This window comes from Janthinobacterium sp. EB271-G4-3-2, from assembly GCF_020858035.1.
Taxonomy (GTDB): Bacteria; Pseudomonadota; Gammaproteobacteria; order Burkholderiales; family Burkholderiaceae_D; genus Janthinobacterium; species Janthinobacterium aestuarii.
Map to the genome: position 1 here is coordinate 427,304 of NZ_JACYMG010000002.1, position 18,592 is coordinate 445,895.

The window sequence follows — 18,592 nt, forward strand, 5'->3', positions numbered from 1 at the left end:
GCAGCCGAAGATTCGGTGGCCCGCGGGGATTGGTTACAGGCTCGGAAGGAATTTATTGGAAGGCTGCGGCCGGCTGGAAGCTGGTATCCGTTATCCAGTGTCCCGCCGTCCTGCTGCCGGACTGATGCAAGCGCTTGACTGAAAACTGGCCGCACCGGAAAGTGTCCAAGATTTTTCCGAAATTTAACATGAAATATCGGCTTGACCGCCCTTGATTGGGTCTCGTCCTTCAAGATATGATGGCAAAAAAATTAATTTTGGGAAACTTACACAATCCACCGACATTTCGCTCCCGCACGTCAAAAGCTACAGCGAAATATTTTGCAACCGAGCGAGAGACGCTCAATCAGAAACACTCAATACAAAGGATTTTCAAGCATGGCAAATGATTTGGACGAAGTAACTGGCCCAATAAATGAACAGGGGCGCGACATCAACGTCATCAGCAAGCAAATTTCCGTCCAAGTCGGCACCGGGTCGCTCATATTTGAAATCGCCCTGTGGGCGGTCCTTCCGTTGATCGGAGGCTTGGCGCTGCTGACCGGTGCGTTGCCGCAAACGTACAGCTTGGCACTCCTGGTGCTGGGGGCACTGCCAGGCCTGGTCTTCCTGTTCATGAAGATCTCCGCCCTGGCGTATCTGCGCAAACTACAGCAGAAAATCCAGGCCGATGCGTCACAGATCGACAATTATCTGGAACAGCGCGTCGTCGTCCTGAACAACGTGGTTGGCCTGGTCGCGAAAGCGATCGACCTCGACAAGGACGTGATGAAGTCGGTAGCGGCTTACCGGAGCGGACACAACGCCGACGCCGAACGCAATCAGGCATCCCAGAAAATCGACGGGATTTTTTCCCGCATTAACCTGGCGTTCGAAGCCTACCCGGATCTGAAGGCACAAGCCGTCATTGCCGATGCCATGCGCCAGAACAGTTATCTGCAAAAGGAAGTGACCGCCGCGCGCACGCTGTATAACGATACCGTCGGCATGTGGAACCAGGACGTCTTTGCCTGGCCGACCAAGCAAATCGTTGCAGCGCGGCAAGGTTATACCACGCGCATTCCTTTCACTGCCTCCGCCGAAACCAAGGCTGCCGCCCGGAGCGTCTTCTTTTGATCAACGACGTCCATGAACCATTGGAGCAGTATTCTTCCCATTTCAAAAATGCTCACGCCAGCAATACGTCGGACTTTTTCGAAGACCTCGTGCGCCATTCCGGCGTGGACGAGAACGCCAACATCGCGACGGTGCAGGAACTACGCGTGCTCGAAAAGCAGGCCGCAGGCGCCGGTTCCAGCAACAAATGGTGGCGTATCCTGCGCGGCGCCAGCATCGTCGCCGCGCTACTGGCGGCACTCTATCTCTACGCCTATTACGCATGGCCATGGCTCGTGGTTCCAGCGATTGCGCTTGCCGTTGCGATTCATACGCTCAACCGCATCATCAACGATTCCGACGCGCAGTTAAAGCGGCTGCAGGAAGCCTGCGACGAAAAGCGTGCCGTGGCCTGGGGCCAGATGGTGCCGTTGAACCGCCTGTACGACTGGGATATCGTGGCGAAGCTGATGCAACAAACAGTGCCTCGCATCGCATTCGACCCGTATTTCAGCAACGGCCGCATGGAAGAGCTGCGCACCAGCTTTGGCTGGTATGGCAATCTTGGTGACGACCACTCGATCGTGTTCTCGCACAGCGGCGTACTGAACGGCAACCCGTTCATTCTTGCGCGCACCTTGTCACACTCGATGGGCAGCAAGAAATACGATGGCTCGCTGGCTATCAGCTGGACGGAACAGTACCGCAATTCGCAAGGCAAATTGGAAACCAGAACCCGCCACGAAACTCTGCGGGCCTCGATCGAGCGTCCGATGCCCGAGTACGAGAACCAGACGTTTATTGTCTATGGCAACGAAGCGGCGCCGGATCTCGTATTCAGCCGTCACCCGTCGAAACTTTCCCGCCTGGAGGACGGCTTCTTCGACAAATGGCGGAAGAATCGCGCCATCAAGAAGCTGGAAGAAAAGTCGCGCGATGTCGACGAGGGACATACTTTTACGGTGATGGCCAACCGCGAATTCGACGCCTTGTTCGATGCCACGGACCGCAACCATGAAGTACAGTTCCGGCTGTTGTTCACGCCGTTGGCGCAACAGGAAATGCTCAAGCTGCTCAAGGATAGTCAAACAGGTTTTGGCGACACATTCGTATTCGAAAAAACCCGCATGATCAACGTGCTGGAGTCGGGACATATGCGCGCTACCGATATCAGCGGCGCCCCGGAGAAATTCTTTGCCTACGAACTCGCTCAGGCCCGCCTGTTTTTCAACTCCTATCACAACGATTTCTTCAAGTCGTTCTACTTTGGGATCGCCCCGCTGCTTGCCATCCCATTGTACCAACAGCATCGGCCGCACTCGGACATCTATCAAGACACGTATTCGCAGAAACCATGTTTCTGGGAGCATGAAGCGATTGCCAATTACCATGGCGAGGCGATGTTCAAGCATCCCGAGTGCGTCACGCGAAGTATCCTGAAGACATCCATGCAACAAGAGTCCGACGGATCGCAGAAAGTGCAGGTAACGGCCAGCGGCTTCCGCAGCGTCGCGCGCACCCATTACGTCTCGGTGAGAGGCGGAGATGGCCGCTCCCATCAAGTTCCAGTGCATTGGGACGAGTACTTCGAGGTCGAGAATAGCGCCAACATGCTGGTAAAGGAAACGGCTGCGCCAGACAACACTGCGACGGATGATGTCGCGCTGCCGCCAGCGTTTTCACAGCGTGGCATCGATGCCGGGAGGACTGTGCTGCGCCGGTCGATTGTTTCGGCGGTATTGGCTGGTTAGGGCGCCTTCGCGGATTGCAGTGGCAGAAGTTGAGCGCTACAGTATGAAATCAGAAAGCGGCGTGTCGGGTCACGTCCGCCAGTTGGACACGAACTGATGCGCTAGGCGTCGTAGAAGCATACTCCTTCGCAAAGCTGATTAGAACCACGGACGCGCGCCGCAGGCGCGCGGGGCTGCCTCGCAGCGGCAGCAGTTGGTCGATCCGGAGAGGGCCGCGCCGGTAGGCCCGCCCCTTCGAATCCCCTGCGTACGCCCCGCAGGGGGCGGGCGTCTCTCCGCCGGACATACAAACAAAAAGGCCACCAGAAGGTGGCCTTTTGAGAGAGGGGGATTCCTATAGCAAGCCGCAAGCCACATCAATACCGGAATTTTGAACGTCGAAATGTGCGTGTACCCCATTCTGTGCCCTTGCCTCACCTCGCAGTGGCTAGCACCTCCCCGTCTGATCAACCTCTCCGCACCATCGAGCTTGCCACTCGGGAGACCTGTCGGGTTAGCGGCGGCAGGGGGCTCGCTGAGTGTGCAACGCAGCATAGGTAACTCAACCTAAATTTTGACGCTCTCCGCGCAATAGCCATACATGGACAGCCACGGCCGTACGACATACACTTATCATATTTCCTCCCAGCACCGGCAAAGTGTAACAACGGCTGAGTTTATAAATCAATCTCTAGCCTTAGCATGCAACGGCAACCTACTTTAAGGTGACAGATTGAACTTTACAGTACCAAACGGAGGGATCGACTACTCAGACCGTGTGTTCGCGCGTACGAAGCAATTGATCTCAGCTGGGCTATGGGACATTCCTTACCAACGGCTCTTAGGATGGCATGACGGGTTTAATGGTCGCGAACAACTGTACTTCGCGGCGTGTTTGCTCGACTCCTTGATTTATCGGACCCCAGGACAATTTTCTGCATCGTTGTCGTCCTTGTATCGAGGGGGCGTCGCACACGCATGCTCATCCCATATTCATATCGAACATGATCTAAGTTTAATACCCTTGTTGCAGAATCGTTGGGTAGATCCACTAATTCGTCTAGTTCCGGTCATCTCTGACTTCGATCCACCTTCCAAATCTGGCCCACTTGTGATGAGGCGGCTGAAAAAGGAGATCGGCATTGCCGACAAATGGATGATTTGGCCTTGGCAGATCGAAGATGCGATCAGTAAAGGTACCAAATTAATCATTCTGGTGGACGATATGATGGGATCAGGGAATCAGATAGAAGATTTCTGTAAAAAGGAGAAAATCAGAGAAGCAGTAGGTACCGCAAAGGTAGTTTACGCTCCTACTGTTGCTCACCAAACTGGCATCAATCATATAAATTCGATTTGGCCAACTCTGCAAATTGTTACTGCTGAATTATTAACTGAAGAACATAACTTTTTTAGTCAAGACAACTGGGATAATCTTTCTCAAGGAAAGATTAATGCTGATGACGCACGAGATTTTTATGTCGAGTCGATTCTTCCCCAGATTGGGTTTCGAAAGGGATCGGTACCTGCTTTAGGATACGGTGAGCTTGCACTCTGCTTTGGCTTTTCGCATAGCACTCCCAATAATACCCTCCCAATTTTTTGGTATGAAACCAATACATGGCCAAGCCTATTGGAAAGATGAATTATGAAAGATATACGGTTAGCATATGCACAGAATCGCGCGGAGGAACAACCCCGTGATATTTGGGAGGAATTCGTAATTCCACCGTATTTCCCCGATCTTCCTTTTGGGGAGCAAAAAAAATCTATTCATATCCAAGGAGGGCGTGGGTGCGGAAAAACCATGTTGCTAAGATACTTGTCGCACACTTCACAATTTTCGCCGCGCCGCGAAACATTAACAGTTAATGACGTTAAATACATCGGGCTGTACTTACGCGCCGATACAAGCTATCTAGCCGCAATGCAAGGCGCCGATATTGCAGAAGGCATTTGGCAACGAGCGTTTAACCATTGGGTTGCATGTAGTCTTTCGTTAGAATTTATTGATTCTTTATATTCAATAAATTCTACAGAAGCCAGGATCATTAAATTTGGCGAATTGGAAAAGATAGACTTTAGCAAAGCAACCCAAGTTTATCCTTATTTGGGCAACGATCTTTCTTCGCTTCAACGATCACTGCACTTAGAGCGCGACAAATTAACAGCTTGGATAAATAACCTCGACAATTTTCAACGACCCATATTTCTTCCGGGAAAAGATTTTTTACTAAGCATTGTTAAAATTGCGCAAGACACTCTTGATTATCTTAAAGACGGAATGGTTGCGGTATTCATCGATGAGTATGAAAACCTCTTAGCTTATCAACAGCAAATTATCAACGAATTTGTAAAGCACGGTGCGGCACCGCTAATAGTTAATGTTGCGGCCAAGAGAAATGGCTTAAACAACGCCACTACACGAGGCCCGGAGTCTATTCAAAATATTGGTGATCTAAGGTTAATTGATATAGAAGACAGTCTAGATAAAGACTTCGATCTTTTTGCGGCCGAACTCCTTTTCTTCCGATTAGCAGAAAAGGCTCCCGAATTACAATCTCAGATGCCAATCAGTTTAAAAACGCTTCGCGATCCGACGAAGGTTAGAGAACGGGTCGAAAACGATGAATATCGTAGAAAGGTCATTGCCTCTGCGAGCAAAGTTTTTCCCAAGATGACCGAAAAAGAGTTAGCCAAGGATACGTACACTAGCGATGTTCTGCGCGCTCACCTGGTGGACAATATTGAATCCGGACTTCAGATTTGGAATAGCAAGATTGACCCTAATAAATTCATGATTGTCGAAATTCCGGAAGCAAGTTTAGTGTCAGGAGCACTGCTTAATCGAGGAGTCAACACTCCAGAGGAAATCCTAGAAGAACTGATAAAGTATCGAAACGGTTTACAGAGCCGCTTCGAATCATCAGAATGGATAAAGAATAATCTAGTAGGCGTAATTCTTCAGCTTTACTCGAAAATAAACAAATGCTGTCCGCTATTTGCGGGCTTTGAGACAATCGTACTTATTTCAAAGGGGAATGTCAGACACTTTCTCGAAATGGTACACCAGTCTTTTTTAAAGGCAGTAGTAGCTGGGGATTTAATTCCCGAGTTAGATGTCCACATTCAAGCCGATGCTGTTCGGACAGCAAGCTCTGAATTTCTTCTTGGAGTGCGTAGCTCCGGAGCTTACGGAAACCGTCTTCACGGACTTATCTTGTCTTTAGGATCTATTTTCCGGGAAAAACAGCGCCAAATATCACAAAGCGAGCCAGAAATAAACCATTTCAATATAACTTCGGATATTGGAGACCAAGTTCAGATGTATCTTAATGAGTCAGTTAAATGGTCCGTTTTATACGAAGAACGCGAAACAAAGAAGAAAAACGTTGGCGTACGGCAGGTCGAATATATTCTTAATCCGATTTTTTCGGCGTATTTTCAGATATCATATCGAAAAAAACGCAGCATCTCCATATCATCAACTGACCTTCTGGTGATGCTAGAGGCGGACGTAAAGAGCAAAGATGAAGTAGTGCGAAGATTAACAAGATCTACCGAGTCCGGCCGTTCCATTAAAAAGAAGAATGCCGAAAATTTAACTCTCCCACTAGACTTCTCGGATTCGAATGAGCAAGCCTCAAATTAATTTTACTTCGCACGTTTTGACGTCTCCATCATCACTAGCCGACGCTTCTATGTGCGATATCTTGTTTCTAGGGCCTGCAGTAGATGACCGCGGTGAGGCTGTTCTTTCCGAACTGTCTATGCGCGCTAAAACGGTCATCACCTTAGGCTTTAATAACCTCACGTTGTTCGTCAACGGCATCGAGTCAAGTGCAAAAAAACTCGCCCGTATGTTGAAGTCGGAAGATGTTGTGCGGTTTGAGTCAACTACGCTAGGGTTAGCGGAAATTCTTCGTGGGCTCCAAGCTGTCAAAGAAGCAAAGATAGATAGTGTGGAGGTTTGCTATATTGAGCCAAAATTTTACAGTAACCATGATCTGCGACAGACTGAAATATTAAGCTCACGCGAATTTGAACTGACGACAAATAGCGCCTTCGTGGGCCTGCAAGGTTTTAATGCGGAATATCGAGACGGCCAGCAAGCACATCATGTGTATTTTTTAGGTTATGAGTCATCTAGGCTCTTACAAGCATTTGAACAGCGTGGCGAATACAATTCTGTCAATTATCATCGGTTTTTTGTCATTGGTGTGCCAGCTTTTTCACCAGGATGGGAAAATAATGTTTTAGCCAATCATGTTCAAATCCTTCAACGGCTGGGTGTCACTGCTAACTCAATCCGATATTGCACGGCAAACAGTATTACCGAGGGCTATCATTTACTATGGGATATGTACAGGGACATTGGCAATGAGAGTAGTACTTTTTGGGTTTCACCTTTCGGAACAAAGCCGCATACTTTTGCCTCTGCGCTCTTTCTATTAGAAACAAAGGGGGCGATGTCAAATTCAAGTTTGTTTTATGATCATCCCGTTAGGACCAATAAGCGTTCGGAAAAAATCGCAAAGTATCATTTCGTAAAAATTTCAGGACTTCAAGATTTTTAATTTATCGATTGATAATTATGAATAAGTTAAATATTAAACAATTGCAGGAAATTTTGCGCCTACAAGCCTCGATGAATGAAAAAATCAACGAGAATTGGCTTACTGCTGGATATCCATTCTTGCGAGCAGTCGTAATCGAAGCTGGAGAGGCTCTTGAGCACGCTGGATGGAAATGGTGGAAAAAACAAGAACACGACCTAGTGCAAGTTCGAATTGAGCTCATCGACATCCTACACTTCTACTTATCTGCGATTCTGATTGAGGTTAGCGGTGATATTGAATTAGCTTCGCAAAGTGTACTGAAAAAGCTGAGTTCATCTGGGACGGTACAATTCGATGGCCGCCAGTATATTTTGCGTGAAAAGAATTTATTGGAGCTCTTAGAACTTCTTGCTGGCCTAGCTGCCGCGAGAAGACTGGAGGTTGGCGTCCTGGACGAGTGTTTCAAGCAGTGTGGTCTAGAGTGGACTGAAGTAATTAACATATATATTTCGAAAAATGTTCTAAATATATTCCGTCAAGATCATGGATATAAAGATGGAACATACATCAAGATATGGAATGGGGAAGAAGATAACGTTGTGCTAGCCCGACTAGCAAACTCCGTCAGCAAAGAATTTGGCCAATTTTCGACTGCTTTATATACGGCATTAAAACAGGAATACGTGAAAATCGTTTCCATTAGTTAGGCTTTTATGCAATTGACTCGAACTTCAAAAACCTCTGATCGTTACGGGCGATATTACACGGACCAGAAAGTAGCAAATTTACTAATCCGATCTATCTACCGTCGCACTCCCAAACTCATTCTAGACTTAGGGAGTGGTGGCGGCGTGTTGGTGAACGCAGCTCGTAAAAAGTGGACTACTTCTGAGTTCATTACCGCAGACATCGATAACACGACCGTAAACACTCAGGACGCGGAGAGTGTCAATGGCTCTGCAAAACATTATGTCGTTGATGCTCTAAGCAGTGCAATTGATAAAAAAATTGGCGTGCCGTTCGGCTCTGTAGATATAAGCTTATGCAATCCCCCTTATGTTAGACCTAAGTGGCGGAAACACTTTGGAGAAATATTGGAAAGCGCTGGCTTAAGTCAGATCTCCCCACAGCTTGGATCTCTCCCTGCCGAGGTTTTATTCGTCGCACAAAACTTACGATTTTTACAGTCTGGAGGTAAGTTAGGCTTGATATTACCAGACGGAATTATATCTGGGGAAAAGTTTAAAAACCTTAGATCCGTGCTTGCCCAGTCTCATCGTATCGATAAAGTCGTTGAACTTCCAAGAAGAATTTTTCACAGAACAGATGCTAAAGCACATATACTAGTGCTTTCCAAAAATGTATCGCCAAACGATCATATTAACGTTTATAGAGTCGGGCGCGATGGAGTCTTGACATCTCCAGTTTGCGTTCCGACTGAGCAGGCAGGAATGAGACTTGATTTCTCCTATTTAGTTAGCCGTTCGAGTCTTGAGGTGAGGAGCTCACACACTGTCACTTTGCGGGATTTTACCCAATTCATTAAACGAGGAACTCATTCGTCGGCAGAACGGGCAGCCCTCACACTGCCAGTATTTCATACTACCGATTTCGTTTCCGATTCGATTCAAATTCCTTCAGGATTTATATTGAAGAAATCACAAATTGCGAATGTTATCGGTGTATTCGCCGAGAAAGGGGATATTCTCATCGCCAGGGTCGGGCGCAATCTATCAAAGAAGGTATGTATGGTGAAACATGGATATGTGCTTATATCAGATTGCGTAATCGCTCTACGAATCTGTGCGGACCAACGAGCTAAAGTGTTCAATTATCTTGTGAGCGAGCAGGGTAGTGAAGCGCTTGAGTCAATATCGCACGGGGTGGGAGCAAAATTTGTTACGATCGATGGAATTCTTGCGCTAAGTATCTGATAAAGCCTCACTGCGCCAAGTCGCTGGCGAACGCACTAGGGTCAGCTCCTCCATTCGGACACAGACTGATGCATTGGACGCCGTAAAAGCATGCTCAGTCGATACCTAATTAGAACCACGAACGCGCGCCGCAGGCGTGCGGGGCTGCCGCGCAGAGGCAGCAGTTGGAAAATTCGGAGAGGACCGGCAAGCCCGCCCCGTGACGTCTTACGAGGTGGGGGCACTTTTAATCCAGCCACTGTTAATTCCCACTCAAGCGATTCCACGCCTAGCGTCAATACAGCGCTGCTGCCATTCGGCAATTTCGGCTGCGTCCCAGGCGACAGACTTGGGGCCGATGGGAATAGGTGCTGGCAACACGCCTGCCTTCACCTTGCGCCAGATTGTGGCGCGGGACCAGCCGGTGGCCTCGATGACCGCAGGCAAGCGGAGGAATTTTTTAGTCGTGGTCATAAGATTCTCCTTCGATTGATGAACAGCAAACAATGGAGAATCGTGCCGACTCTCCCGCGATCATTCCGGCAGCGCCAGGGCTGCACTCCTTACATATCTTCCGCTCCATGCGCTGCTGCCCTGATACAAGTGGGCGGTCATCTACCCAGATAGATGGACGTGACCTGTTCACGCCCATGCCCCATCTCCGTCGAAATCTTCATCCGCGCAGCTTGATCTGCGAGTTTTTGTGAAGCATCCAACTGCCTGGACGTCGCCCCGCCACTGGCCGGACTAGGTCGGCCAGTCAGCTCGGCATAGCGCCGCTGCGCGTACTCATGGCGCAGCCCATGCACGCCATGGAGGCCCGCCTTGTCGCACTGCGCCCGAAAGCGGTTCAACTGGTCCCGATACCGCAACTGCGCCGGGATCAAGCTGCCTTTTCCCGCCAACGCCTTCGCCGCTTCCAGCACGGCACGCTGCTGCATGGTGGTAATCGGCACCTCCCGGTATTTGCCGCCCTTGGTCCAGCTATCCTGCAGCCGCAGGATGTTCCCGCCATCGGCCCATCCCGGCTTGATCTTGATGCTTTCCTCGCGTCGCAAACCAAACGCCGCCTGCAGCTGCAAGGACATGCGCGAATACGGATCGTTCACGCGGGCCAGCGTGTCGGCGTCGAGCACCTTGGCCTTCGAAACATTGGTGACAAGCACCCGCTCCGCGATGCCGTATTCGCCGTTGGTGCGCGCAATGATGTTCTCCTTGCCGATCTTCTCGGCCCACCAGCGGGGGCCAGGGTCAGGGGGCCAGGGTCAGGTCCGCTATTCGGACACGGACTGATGCATTGGGCGCCGTAGAAGCTCGCTCAGTCGAAACCTGATTAGAACCACGAACGCGCGCCGGAGGCGCGCGGGGCTGCCGCGCAGCGGCAGCAGCCAGTAGATTCGGAGAGGGCCGGGCCGATAGGCCCGACCCTTCGAATCCCCCGCGCACGCCCCGCAGGGGGCGTGCTTCTCTCCGCCGGGCACAAAAACAAAAAGGCCACCCGAAGGTGGCCTTTTGCTTTTGTGTCTATGGCGGAGAGAGGGGGATTCGAACCCCCGATAGGCTATGAACCTATACACGCTTTCCAGGCGTGCGACTTCAACCACTCATCCACCTCTCCTGCAGGCAATGCGTCTACTGGCTCGCATTGCGTACTATTTCTCGCTTGTCGCGAAGCCGCAGATTATAGCAAAGATTCTACGGACTGCCAAAGTTATTTACCGTGGGGTAAAACATTCAGGTATCGAAAGTAAACCCGGAAGGACTAGGGTCGGACCCTGAGGGTCCGACCCTAGATGTTGATTTGGGTTTCGACTACCCAAGCATCATCGGCATAATTGGAACGCCCGACCCCAGTTGTTGCTTGGGGCCGTTACGACGCTTCCTTCAGCTGATCCAGAATCGCCGGGTTTTCCAGCGTCGACACGTCTTGCGTGATCGTCTCGCCCTTGGCCAGTACGCGCAGCAGGCGGCGCATGATTTTGCCGGAGCGGGTTTTTGGCAGGTTGTCGCCGAAACGGATTTCCTTCGGTTTCGCGATCGGGCCGATTTCCTTGCCGACCCAGTTGCGCAGCTCCAGGGCCAGCTTCTTGGCTTCCTCGCCTGTCGGACGCGCCTGCTTGAGCACCACGAAGGCGCAGATCGATTCGCCGGTCGTATCGTCCGGACGGCCCACCACGGCAGCCTCGGCCACCAGCGGGTTGGCCACCAGGGCCGATTCGATTTCCATCGTGCCCATGCGGTGGCCCGACACGTTCAAGACGTCATCGATGCGGCCCGTGATGGTGAAGTAGCCCGTTTCCTTGTTGCGAATGGCGCCGTCGCCCGCCAGGTACATCTTGCCGCCCAGCTCTTCCGGGAAGTAGCTGGACTTGAAACGCTCGGGGTTGTTCCAGATCGTACGGATCATCGATGGCCATGGGCGCTTCACCACCAGGATGCCGCCCTGGCCGTTCGGCACGTCCTGGCCCGCTTCGTCGACGATGGCGGCCATGATGCCCGGCAATGGCAGGGTGCAGGAACCGGGGACCATCGGCGTGGCGCCCGGCAATGGCGTGATCATGTGGCCGCCCGTTTCCGTTTGCCAGAAGGTATCGACGATCGGGCATTTCTCGCCGCCGATATTTTTGTAGTACCACATCCACGCTTCCGGATTGATCGGCTCGCCAACCGTGCCCAGCAGGCGCAAGCTCGTCAGGTCGTAGTTACTTGGGTGGACTTTCGGGTCCACGTCGGCCGCCTTGATCAGCGAACGGATGGCCGTTGGCGCCGTGTAGAAGATGCTGACGTTGTGCTTCTTGATGGTTTCCCAGAATCGGCCCGCGTTCGGGTAGGTCGGGATGCCTTCGAACACCACTTGCGTGGCGCCCACGGCCATCGGGCCGTACGCGATGTAGCTGTGGCCCGTCACCCAGCCGATGTCGGCCGTGCACCAGAACACGTCGTCGGGCTTGATGTCGAAACTCCACTTCATCGTCAGCGCGGCCCACAGCAGGTAGCCGCCGCTCGAGTGCTGTACGCCCTTCGGCGTGCCCGTCGAGCCGGAGGTGTACAAGATAAACAGTGGATGCTCGGCATCGACCCATTCCGGTTCGCATTGCGCGCTCTGGCCTTCGACCAGGTCGTGCAGCCATGTGTCGCGGCCGGCCACCATCGGCAGGTCGCTGCCCGTGCGTTGATACACGATGACGTTTTTCACGGAATCGCAGCCGCCCAGCGCCAGCGCTTCGTCGACGATGGATTTCAATGGCAACTTTTTGCCACCGCGCAATTGCTCGTCGCCCGTGATGACGGCCACGGCGCCCGCGTCGATGATGCGTTCCTGCAAGGACTTGGCCGAGAAGCCGCCGAACACGACGGAATGGGTGGCGCCGATGCGCGCGCACGCTTGCATGGCGGCCACGCCTTCGACGGACATCGACATATAGATGATGACGCGGTCGCCCTTGGCGATGCCCTTGGCTTTCAGGCCGTTGGCGAACTTGCAGACTTTTTCGTGCAGCTCTTTATATGTTGCCCTGGTAACGGTGCCGTCGTCCGCTTCGAAGATGATGGCCGTCTTGTCCCCCAGGCCGTTTTCGATGTTGCGGTCGAGACAGTTATACGACACGTTCAGCTGGCCGTCTTCGAACCATTTGTAGAACGGGGCGTTGTCTTCGTTCAGGGTGCGGGTGAACGGCTTTTTCCAGCTCAGGTTCTCGCGCGCCAGCTTGGCCCAGAAGCCTTCGTAGTCGCGTTCGGCCTCGGCCACCATGGCGCGGTAGGCGTCCATGCCGGAAATCGTTGCCTGTGCGGCAAACGCTGCCGACGGTTCAAATACGCGCGACTCTTCCGGTCCCTGCTGCTCAGTGCCCTGCCCTTGGTTCTCTATAGCGGCCATGCTAGTCTCCAGTGTAGTAATTGTTTGCTAACACAATATTCCTGCTGTCTTACGGACGCCTTACAGTCGGCGTTTTCCTCGGTCCATTCTAACCATAATCGCCACAGGCGACGGGCGTCAAGCGGACGCCGCCCAGCATTCTGGATGGAAAAACTGATAACAAGTCAATTAGTTGGCGTCGCTTTGTGTTTCATCAAGCCCAACAATCCAAATCGAGGGCATGCGCAGTGATCAGCAGCAAGTGTAAAATGTCGGGCATACCAAAAATTGGTATTTACCCCCAGGAAACTCCAGATGATCGACCACCTACAAAAGCCCAAACATAGCAAACTGCATCCCCTGTCCGCCTTCATCTTCATGTCGCGCTGGCTGCAACTGCCCTTGTACCTGGGTTTGATCCTTGCGCAATGCGTCTACGTATTTCACTTCTGGGTGGAACTGTCGGACCTGATCGGCGCCGTGTTCGGCAATGACGCGGCCCTGCAGCACGTCTTGACGGCCGTGGCCGTACCAGGCGGCACCCTGCCGACCAAGCTCAATGAAGCGACCATCATGCTGGTGGTGCTGGGCTTGATCGATGTCGTCATGATCTCGAACCTGCTGATCATGGTCATCATCGGCGGCTACGAAACGTTTGTGTCGCGCATGCACCTCGATGACCACCCGGACCAGCCGGAATGGCTGTCGCATGTGAATGCGTCCGTGCTGAAGACGAAACTGGCGATGGCCATCATCGGCATCTCGTCCATCCACCTGCTGAAGACCTTCATCAACGCCAACTCGTACAAGATCGAAGTGATCATCGCGCAAACGGTGATCCACATGGTCTTCATCCTGTCGGCGATGGCGATTGCCTACACGGACCGCATCATGACCGTGACACAGAACCAGGCCCGAGCACCCCACTAAGGAGCATCCATAAAAAAAGTCCATGGCGTTGTTGCCTTGCCGAGTCGTACATTCGTACTGCCTTCGGCAAGGCGCCTGGCCCTGAACATTTTTCTGGCACTCCTATACTGATTAGCAAACAGCAAACAGCATCAAAGTCTTACCCTTCTTATCCACCGCGAGAACACCATGACTGTCATAAAGCAAGAAGACCTGATCGAATCCGTCGCCGCAGCGTTGCAGTACATTAGCTACTACCACCCTGCTGATTACATCGAGCACCTGGCGCGCGCCTACGCGGCCGAGCAAAGCCCGGCGGCAAAAGATGCGATCGCGCAAATCCTGACCAACTCGCGCATGTGCGCGGAAGGCAAGCGTCCTATCTGCCAGGACACGGGTATCGTCAACGTCTTCCTGAAAATCGGCATGGGCGTGCGCTTCGAAGGCTTCTCCGGCACCGTCACCGACGCCGTCAACGAAGGCGTGCGCCGCGCGTACAACTTCGACGACAACAAGCTGCGCGCTTCCATCGTGGCCGACCCGCATTTCGACCGCAAGAACACCAAGGACAACACGCCAGCCGTCGTGCACATGGAACTGGTCGAAGGCAATACCGTCGACGTGAAAGTCGCTGCCAAGGGCGGTGGCTCGGAAAACAAATCCAAGATGATCATGATGAATCCGTCCGATTCGCTGGTGGACTGGGTCATGAAGACCGTGCCGACCATGGGCGCCGGCTGGTGCCCGCCTGGCATGCTGGGCATCGGCATCGGCGGCACGGCCGAAAAAGCCATGCTGATGGCCAAAGAGGTGTTGATGGAAGACATCGACATGTTTGAGCTGAAACAGCGCGGCCCGCAAAACAAGCTGGAAGAACTGCGCATCGAGCTGTGCGACAAGATCAACTCGCTGGGTATCGGCGCGCAGGGCCTGGGCGGCCTGACGACCGTGCTCGACGTGAAAATCATGATGCACCCGACGCACGCCGCGTCGAAGCCGGTCGCCATGATCCCGAACTGCGCCGCCACGCGCCACGGCCACTTCGTGCTCGACGGTTCGGGCCCTGCCTACATGACGCCGCCATCGCTGTCGTCGTGGCCGGAAGTGCACTGGACGCCGGACACGGAAAAATCCAAGCGCGTCGACCTGAACACCCTGACGAAGGAAGAAGTCGCTTCGTGGACGCCGGGCCAGACCTTGCTGTTGAACGGCAAGATGCTGACGGGCCGCGACGCCGCCCATAAACGCATCCAGGACATGCTGGCCCGTGGCGAGGAATTGCCGGTCGACTTCAAGAACCGCGTGATCTACTACGTGGGTCCCGTCGATCCGGTGCGCGACGAAGCCGTCGGCCCGGCCGGTCCGACGACCGCCACGCGCATGGACAAGTTCACCGACATGATGCTGGAAAAGACGGGCCTGATCGCCATGATCGGCAAGGCCGAACGCGGCCCCGTCGCCATCGAATCGATCCAGAAGCACCAGTCGGCCTACCTGATGGCCGTGGGCGGCGCCGCCTACCTGGTGTCGAAAGCCATCAAGCACGCGAAGGTGCTGGGCTTTGCCGACATGGGCATGGAAGCGATCTACGAATTCGACGTCGTCGACATGCCGGTGACGGTGGCCGTGGATGCGAAGGGCACGTCGGTGCACAACACGGGCCCGAAAGAGTGGCAGGCGAAGATCGAGCAACTCAATAGCGTGAGCAAGATTCCCGTGACGGTTGCTTAAACAAGCTCTACCATAGACGCCGCGCGGCAACACAGCGCGGCGTTTTTTTATCTTCTTCGGCTTTATATGACTTCTATTGCAAGCACTGCCCGCCCAGACGCGCCCATCGGCATTTTTGATTCCGGCGTGGGCGGCCTGTCGGTGCTGCGCCATATCCGCGCGCAGCTGCCGCAGGAAGATCTGATTTACTTTGCCGATTCCGCCTACGCCCCGTATGGCGACAAGACGGAACAGCAAGTGATCGACCGTTCGCTGGCGATCACCGCCTTCTTGTTGCAGCAAGGCGCGAAAGCGCTGGTCGTGGCGTGCAACACGGCCACCATCGCCGCCATCAAGGCGCTGCGCGCGCGCTACCCGGACTTGCCCATCGTCGGCGTCGAACCGGGCTTGAAACCGGCAGCCGCCATCAGCCGCAACGGCAGGATCGCCGTGCTGGCCACGGAACGCGCCTTGCGCGGCGACAAGCTGCTGGCCTTGCGCGAACAAGTGAGCAGCGCCACCGGCGCCACCTTCATCTTGCAGCCCTGCATAGGCCTGGCCGACCGCATCGAGCAGTGCGAGCTGGGCAACGACCCGCTCGACGCCACCAGCGCCATGCTCGATCGCTACATCGCCCCCATGCTGGAACAAGGCGTCGACACCCTCGTGCTCGGCTGCACGCACTACCCGTTCGTGCAGGACGCCATCGCACGCTCGGTGCGCGCGCATACGCAGGAAACGATCACGCTGGTCGACACGGGCGACGCCGTGGCGCGCCAGCTGGCCCGTTTGCTCGACGCGGCAAGCTTACGCCGCATCAACAACGATGCGCCCCAGCTGCAGGGCTACACGACGGCCAAGGTCGAGTCCCTGGCGCAAGCCTTCTCCGGTTTGCTGGACTTGCACCCGCCTGTCGAACACCTGTCCGTGTGAGCGAAAACAGGCGTTTTCATGCAATCTTTCGATTCTTGAAAAAAGACTGCATTTAGATTTGCCACTTTGCCGAGTTCTTTGTATAATTCGGCACCTGTTCAGCAAAACAGCTAAACAGGCAAGTAAGACAGTGGTGGCTGTAGCTCAGTTGGTAGAGTCCAGGATTGTGATTCCTGTTGTCGTGGGTTCGAGCCCCATCAGCCACCCCACAGAATAAAGAAGAGCCCGGTTTTCGAACCGGGCTTTTTCTATTTCAGAGCAGGTTTTTATGGCGTAAATCAAACACCATGACTATCTGCACAGGATGGCGATGTTGCGCTCACCGACATGCTCACCTTGCCGATAAGTAAAAGTACAGCTGTCGATACTGTCGTCGAGCCGCATCGCCAAAGTCAGCTGACCCGTGCCGCCGTAACGACAGGCCAGCCATTTCCCCTCCGGAAACTTGCCATCGAGCCGATAAGTATCTACCCAACCTTTTTTCAAGCGCTTTTGCCGGAAGTCCGACAGCTCGCCCAACTGCTCCGGTGGCCCGTTCATCGGCGCCGCCGCATGCAGGTAAAGTGGCGAACCGACATAGCTGGTCCAGCCTTGCGGTACATCGGCAAGCTGCAGCGAGCCCTGGGAAATCGACACTGGGCAGGCAACGGGCGCGGCGCTGGCTGTCGATTGCAGGCACGATATGGCCAGCAGTGCCATTGCAGGCCAGCAGGTCCGTGCTGCCATTGTCGTTTTTGAGTATGCCATGACCAACCTCATTCAATCACGGAAAATGCATCGGCGTTATCGCTGGCGTGGATGTAATTACCGCGCTTGTCCTTGCCTTGCGAGCGTATCAGCCGCACCGAAATTTCGGTCTTGCCGTCGGCTTTCCATTGGTCTGCAATATAGATGCCGCCTATCGCCTGTCCGATGAACAAGGCGGCATGATTGCCATGTGGTCGGTTCGGGTAACGCCCCCTGACAAATGTGGCGATCGCGGTTCCCGGTTTGATGATGGCGTTCCCCAGCACCGCTTCACCCTCGCGCCAGTTTGCCGTGACTGGCGCGCGAGCATAGTACTGCACCAAAGCGACGCAGTGGCGACTACCGACAACGGGCCTGCCTTTCAACTCGGCGACATTGGAATAAATATAGGGCATGAATCATCTCCTTGGGATAGATGTCATGCCACTCTATGCCGGATCAGGGACGCCGCTTTTAAGCAAGCACAACTGTTTTTCCAATCCCAGGCGCATTCTTGCAAAAAAGCCGGCATGCAGCCGGCTCTCTTCGTCATTTACTGCAGGATACCTATCCCGCCAGCACCGACTGCACCGTCGTCGCCAGGTCGTCCAGGCGCACGGGTTTGACGAGGAAGTGGCGGAAGCCCACTGCCAGCGCGTCGTCCATGTACATGGGCAGGCTGTGGCCGGTGACGGCGATCAGCACGGCGTTGGCCGTTTCGGGATTGTGATGCAGGCGGCGGCCGATTTCGATGCCGCTGATGCCGGGCATCTCGATGTCGAGGTAGACGGCGTCGGGCACGCACAGCTTGACTTGCTCCACGGCCATCTGCCAGTTGCGCACCACCACCGCGTGGTGGCCCAGCGCTTCGAGCAGCATGGCCAGCGATTCGCCCACTTCCTGGTTGTCGTCGACCACCAGCAGATTCAATTTGCGCGCAGCACTTGCCGGCTGGTCGCCCTGGCGGCGTTCCACAGAGGAATCGCCTGGTATCGTTTCAGTTATCTGGCTCATTGTACGTTCACGTCTGACGGCTGCAAAAGCGGGAGTATACAAGAAGCGCCCGCAATGCCGCCGCACCCGAGCAATGGTGCCAAGCGGCAATCCATGCGCCCCGCTGTACCGCGCCAGCAACACTTCCCCACCCAGCAGGCAGGTATA

Annotated in this window: 16 protein-coding genes and 2 tRNA genes; 11 read left to right on the forward strand and 7 right to left on the reverse strand. The window is 53.9% G+C overall.

What is annotated here, in order from left to right:
* Positions 1 to 378 precede the first annotated feature (378 nt).
* The 7 genes from IGS55_RS07035 to IGS55_RS07065 all read left to right on the forward strand — a co-directional run bounded on the left by IGS55_RS07035 (position 379) and on the right by IGS55_RS07065 (position 9,318).
* Positions 379 to 1,116 carry a LemA family protein gene (locus IGS55_RS07035; protein WP_230515646.1) on the forward strand — a complete coding sequence of 246 codons (738 nt, stop codon included), beginning with the start codon at positions 379 to 381 and terminating at the stop codon, positions 1,114 to 1,116.
* The gene (locus IGS55_RS07040; protein ID WP_230515647.1) at positions 1,113 to 2,846 is read left to right on the forward strand and encodes an MAG1210 family protein; all 1,734 of its coding nucleotides are present in this window, start codon (positions 1,113 to 1,115) and stop codon (positions 2,844 to 2,846) included. The genes IGS55_RS07035 and IGS55_RS07040 overlap by 4 nt, the downstream gene beginning before the upstream one ends.
* 712 nt (positions 2,847 to 3,558) lie before the next feature.
* A complete protein-coding gene (locus IGS55_RS07045) occupies positions 3,559 to 4,470 on the forward strand; it encodes a phosphoribosyltransferase-like protein (RefSeq protein WP_230515648.1) in 912 nt (303 codons plus the stop codon).
* Between the two features lie 3 nt (positions 4,471 to 4,473).
* Positions 4,474 to 6,477 (forward strand): ORC-CDC6 family AAA ATPase, encoded by a 2,004-nt coding sequence (locus tag IGS55_RS07050; protein ID WP_230515649.1) that lies wholly within the window; start codon positions 4,474 to 4,476, stop codon positions 6,475 to 6,477.
* Entirely contained in the window at positions 6,458 to 7,402 is a 945-nt protein-coding gene (locus tag IGS55_RS07055) for a hypothetical protein (RefSeq protein ID WP_230515650.1), read from the forward strand. Before IGS55_RS07050 ends, IGS55_RS07055 begins: the two co-directional genes overlap by 20 nt.
* Positions 7,403 to 7,419: 17 nt before the next feature.
* Complete coding sequence (locus IGS55_RS07060) at positions 7,420 to 8,091, forward strand: dUTP diphosphatase (protein WP_230515651.1); 672 nt, start codon at positions 7,420 to 7,422, stop codon at positions 8,089 to 8,091.
* A gap of 6 nt (positions 8,092 to 8,097) precedes the next feature.
* Complete coding sequence (locus IGS55_RS07065) at positions 8,098 to 9,318, forward strand: N-6 DNA methylase (RefSeq protein ID WP_230515652.1); 1,221 nt, start codon at positions 8,098 to 8,100, stop codon at positions 9,316 to 9,318.
* 252 nt (positions 9,319 to 9,570) lie between these two features.
* Here IGS55_RS07065 and IGS55_RS07070 read toward each other — a convergent pair whose 3' ends face one another.
* The 4 genes from IGS55_RS07070 to acs form a co-directional block, all read right to left on the reverse strand.
* Complete coding sequence (locus IGS55_RS07070; RefSeq protein ID WP_092798225.1) at positions 9,571 to 9,771, reverse strand: helix-turn-helix transcriptional regulator; 201 nt, start codon at positions 9,769 to 9,771, stop codon at positions 9,571 to 9,573.
* 137 nt (positions 9,772 to 9,908) lie between these two features.
* Positions 9,909 to 10,463 (reverse strand): integrase domain-containing protein, encoded by a 555-nt coding sequence (locus IGS55_RS07075; protein WP_230515653.1) that lies wholly within the window; start codon positions 10,461 to 10,463, stop codon positions 9,909 to 9,911.
* A gap of 361 nt (positions 10,464 to 10,824) precedes the next feature.
* Positions 10,825 to 10,915: transfer RNA gene (locus IGS55_RS07080), tRNA-Ser, on the reverse strand.
* A gap of 252 nt (positions 10,916 to 11,167) precedes the next feature.
* The gene (acs, locus tag IGS55_RS07085) at positions 11,168 to 13,174 is read right to left on the reverse strand and encodes an acetate--CoA ligase (protein WP_230515654.1); all 2,007 of its coding nucleotides are present in this window, start codon (positions 13,172 to 13,174) and stop codon (positions 11,168 to 11,170) included.
* A gap of 294 nt (positions 13,175 to 13,468) precedes the next feature.
* Between acs and IGS55_RS07090 the strand changes: the two genes are divergently transcribed.
* The 4 genes from IGS55_RS07090 (at position 13,469) to IGS55_RS07105 (ending at position 16,914) form a co-directional block, all read left to right on the forward strand.
* A complete protein-coding gene (locus tag IGS55_RS07090; RefSeq protein ID WP_230515655.1) occupies positions 13,469 to 14,083 on the forward strand; it encodes a YqhA family protein in 615 nt (204 codons plus the stop codon).
* A gap of 168 nt (positions 14,084 to 14,251) precedes the next feature.
* The gene (locus IGS55_RS07095) at positions 14,252 to 15,793 is read left to right on the forward strand and encodes a fumarate hydratase (protein ID WP_070218188.1); all 1,542 of its coding nucleotides are present in this window, start codon (positions 14,252 to 14,254) and stop codon (positions 15,791 to 15,793) included.
* Positions 15,794 to 15,859: 66 nt separating this feature from the next.
* On the forward strand, positions 15,860 to 16,705 hold the full coding sequence (murI, locus tag IGS55_RS07100; protein WP_230515656.1) for a glutamate racemase: 846 nt from the start codon (positions 15,860 to 15,862) through the stop codon (positions 16,703 to 16,705).
* Between the two features lie 133 nt (positions 16,706 to 16,838).
* A tRNA-His gene (locus IGS55_RS07105) sits at positions 16,839 to 16,914 on the forward strand.
* A gap of 82 nt (positions 16,915 to 16,996) precedes the next feature.
* Here the strand turns inward: IGS55_RS07105 and IGS55_RS07110 are convergent.
* The 3 genes from IGS55_RS07110 to IGS55_RS07120 all read right to left on the reverse strand — a co-directional run bounded on the left by IGS55_RS07110 (position 16,997) and on the right by IGS55_RS07120 (position 18,445).
* Entirely contained in the window at positions 16,997 to 17,464 is a 468-nt protein-coding gene (locus IGS55_RS07110; protein ID WP_329958114.1) for an STY0301 family protein, read from the reverse strand.
* Positions 17,461 to 17,847: a BPSL0067 family protein gene (locus tag IGS55_RS07115; RefSeq protein WP_070291164.1), complete on the reverse strand. Its 387-nt coding sequence runs from the start codon at positions 17,845 to 17,847 to the stop codon at positions 17,461 to 17,463. The genes IGS55_RS07110 and IGS55_RS07115 overlap by 4 nt, the downstream gene beginning before the upstream one ends.
* A 151-nt stretch (positions 17,848 to 17,998) precedes the next feature.
* Complete coding sequence (locus tag IGS55_RS07120; RefSeq protein WP_230515658.1) at positions 17,999 to 18,445, reverse strand: response regulator; 447 nt, start codon at positions 18,443 to 18,445, stop codon at positions 17,999 to 18,001.
* Between the last annotated feature and the right edge of the window lie 147 nt (positions 18,446 to 18,592).

Coding starts and splice junctions, on each gene's coding strand:
- IGS55_RS07035 (WP_230515646.1), top strand. CDS start 379: ATGGCAAATGATTTGGACGAAGTAACTGGCCCAATAAATGAACAGGGG.
- IGS55_RS07050 (WP_230515649.1), top strand. CDS start 4,474: ATGAAAGATATACGGTTAGCATATGCACAGAATCGCGCGGAGGAACAA.
- IGS55_RS07055 (WP_230515650.1), top strand. CDS start 6,458: ATGAGCAAGCCTCAAATTAATTTTACTTCGCACGTTTTGACGTCTCCA.
- IGS55_RS07060 (WP_230515651.1), top strand. CDS start 7,420: ATGAATAAGTTAAATATTAAACAATTGCAGGAAATTTTGCGCCTACAA.
- IGS55_RS07065 (WP_230515652.1), top strand. CDS start 8,098: ATGCAATTGACTCGAACTTCAAAAACCTCTGATCGTTACGGGCGATAT.
- IGS55_RS07070 (WP_092798225.1), bottom strand. CDS start 9,771: ATGACCACGACTAAAAAATTCCTCCGCTTGCCTGCGGTCATCGAGGCC.
- acs (WP_230515654.1), bottom strand. CDS start 13,174: ATGGCCGCTATAGAGAACCAAGGGCAGGGCACTGAGCAGCAGGGACCG.
- IGS55_RS07090 (WP_230515655.1), top strand. CDS start 13,469: ATGATCGACCACCTACAAAAGCCCAAACATAGCAAACTGCATCCCCTG.
- IGS55_RS07095 (WP_070218188.1), top strand. CDS start 14,252: ATGACTGTCATAAAGCAAGAAGACCTGATCGAATCCGTCGCCGCAGCG.
- murI (WP_230515656.1), top strand. CDS start 15,860: ATGACTTCTATTGCAAGCACTGCCCGCCCAGACGCGCCCATCGGCATT.
- IGS55_RS07110 (WP_329958114.1), bottom strand. CDS start 17,464: ATGAGGTTGGTCATGGCATACTCAAAAACGACAATGGCAGCACGGACC.
- IGS55_RS07115 (WP_070291164.1), bottom strand. CDS start 17,847: ATGCCCTATATTTATTCCAATGTCGCCGAGTTGAAAGGCAGGCCCGTT.
- IGS55_RS07120 (WP_230515658.1), bottom strand. CDS start 18,445: ATGAGCCAGATAACTGAAACGATACCAGGCGATTCCTCTGTGGAACGC.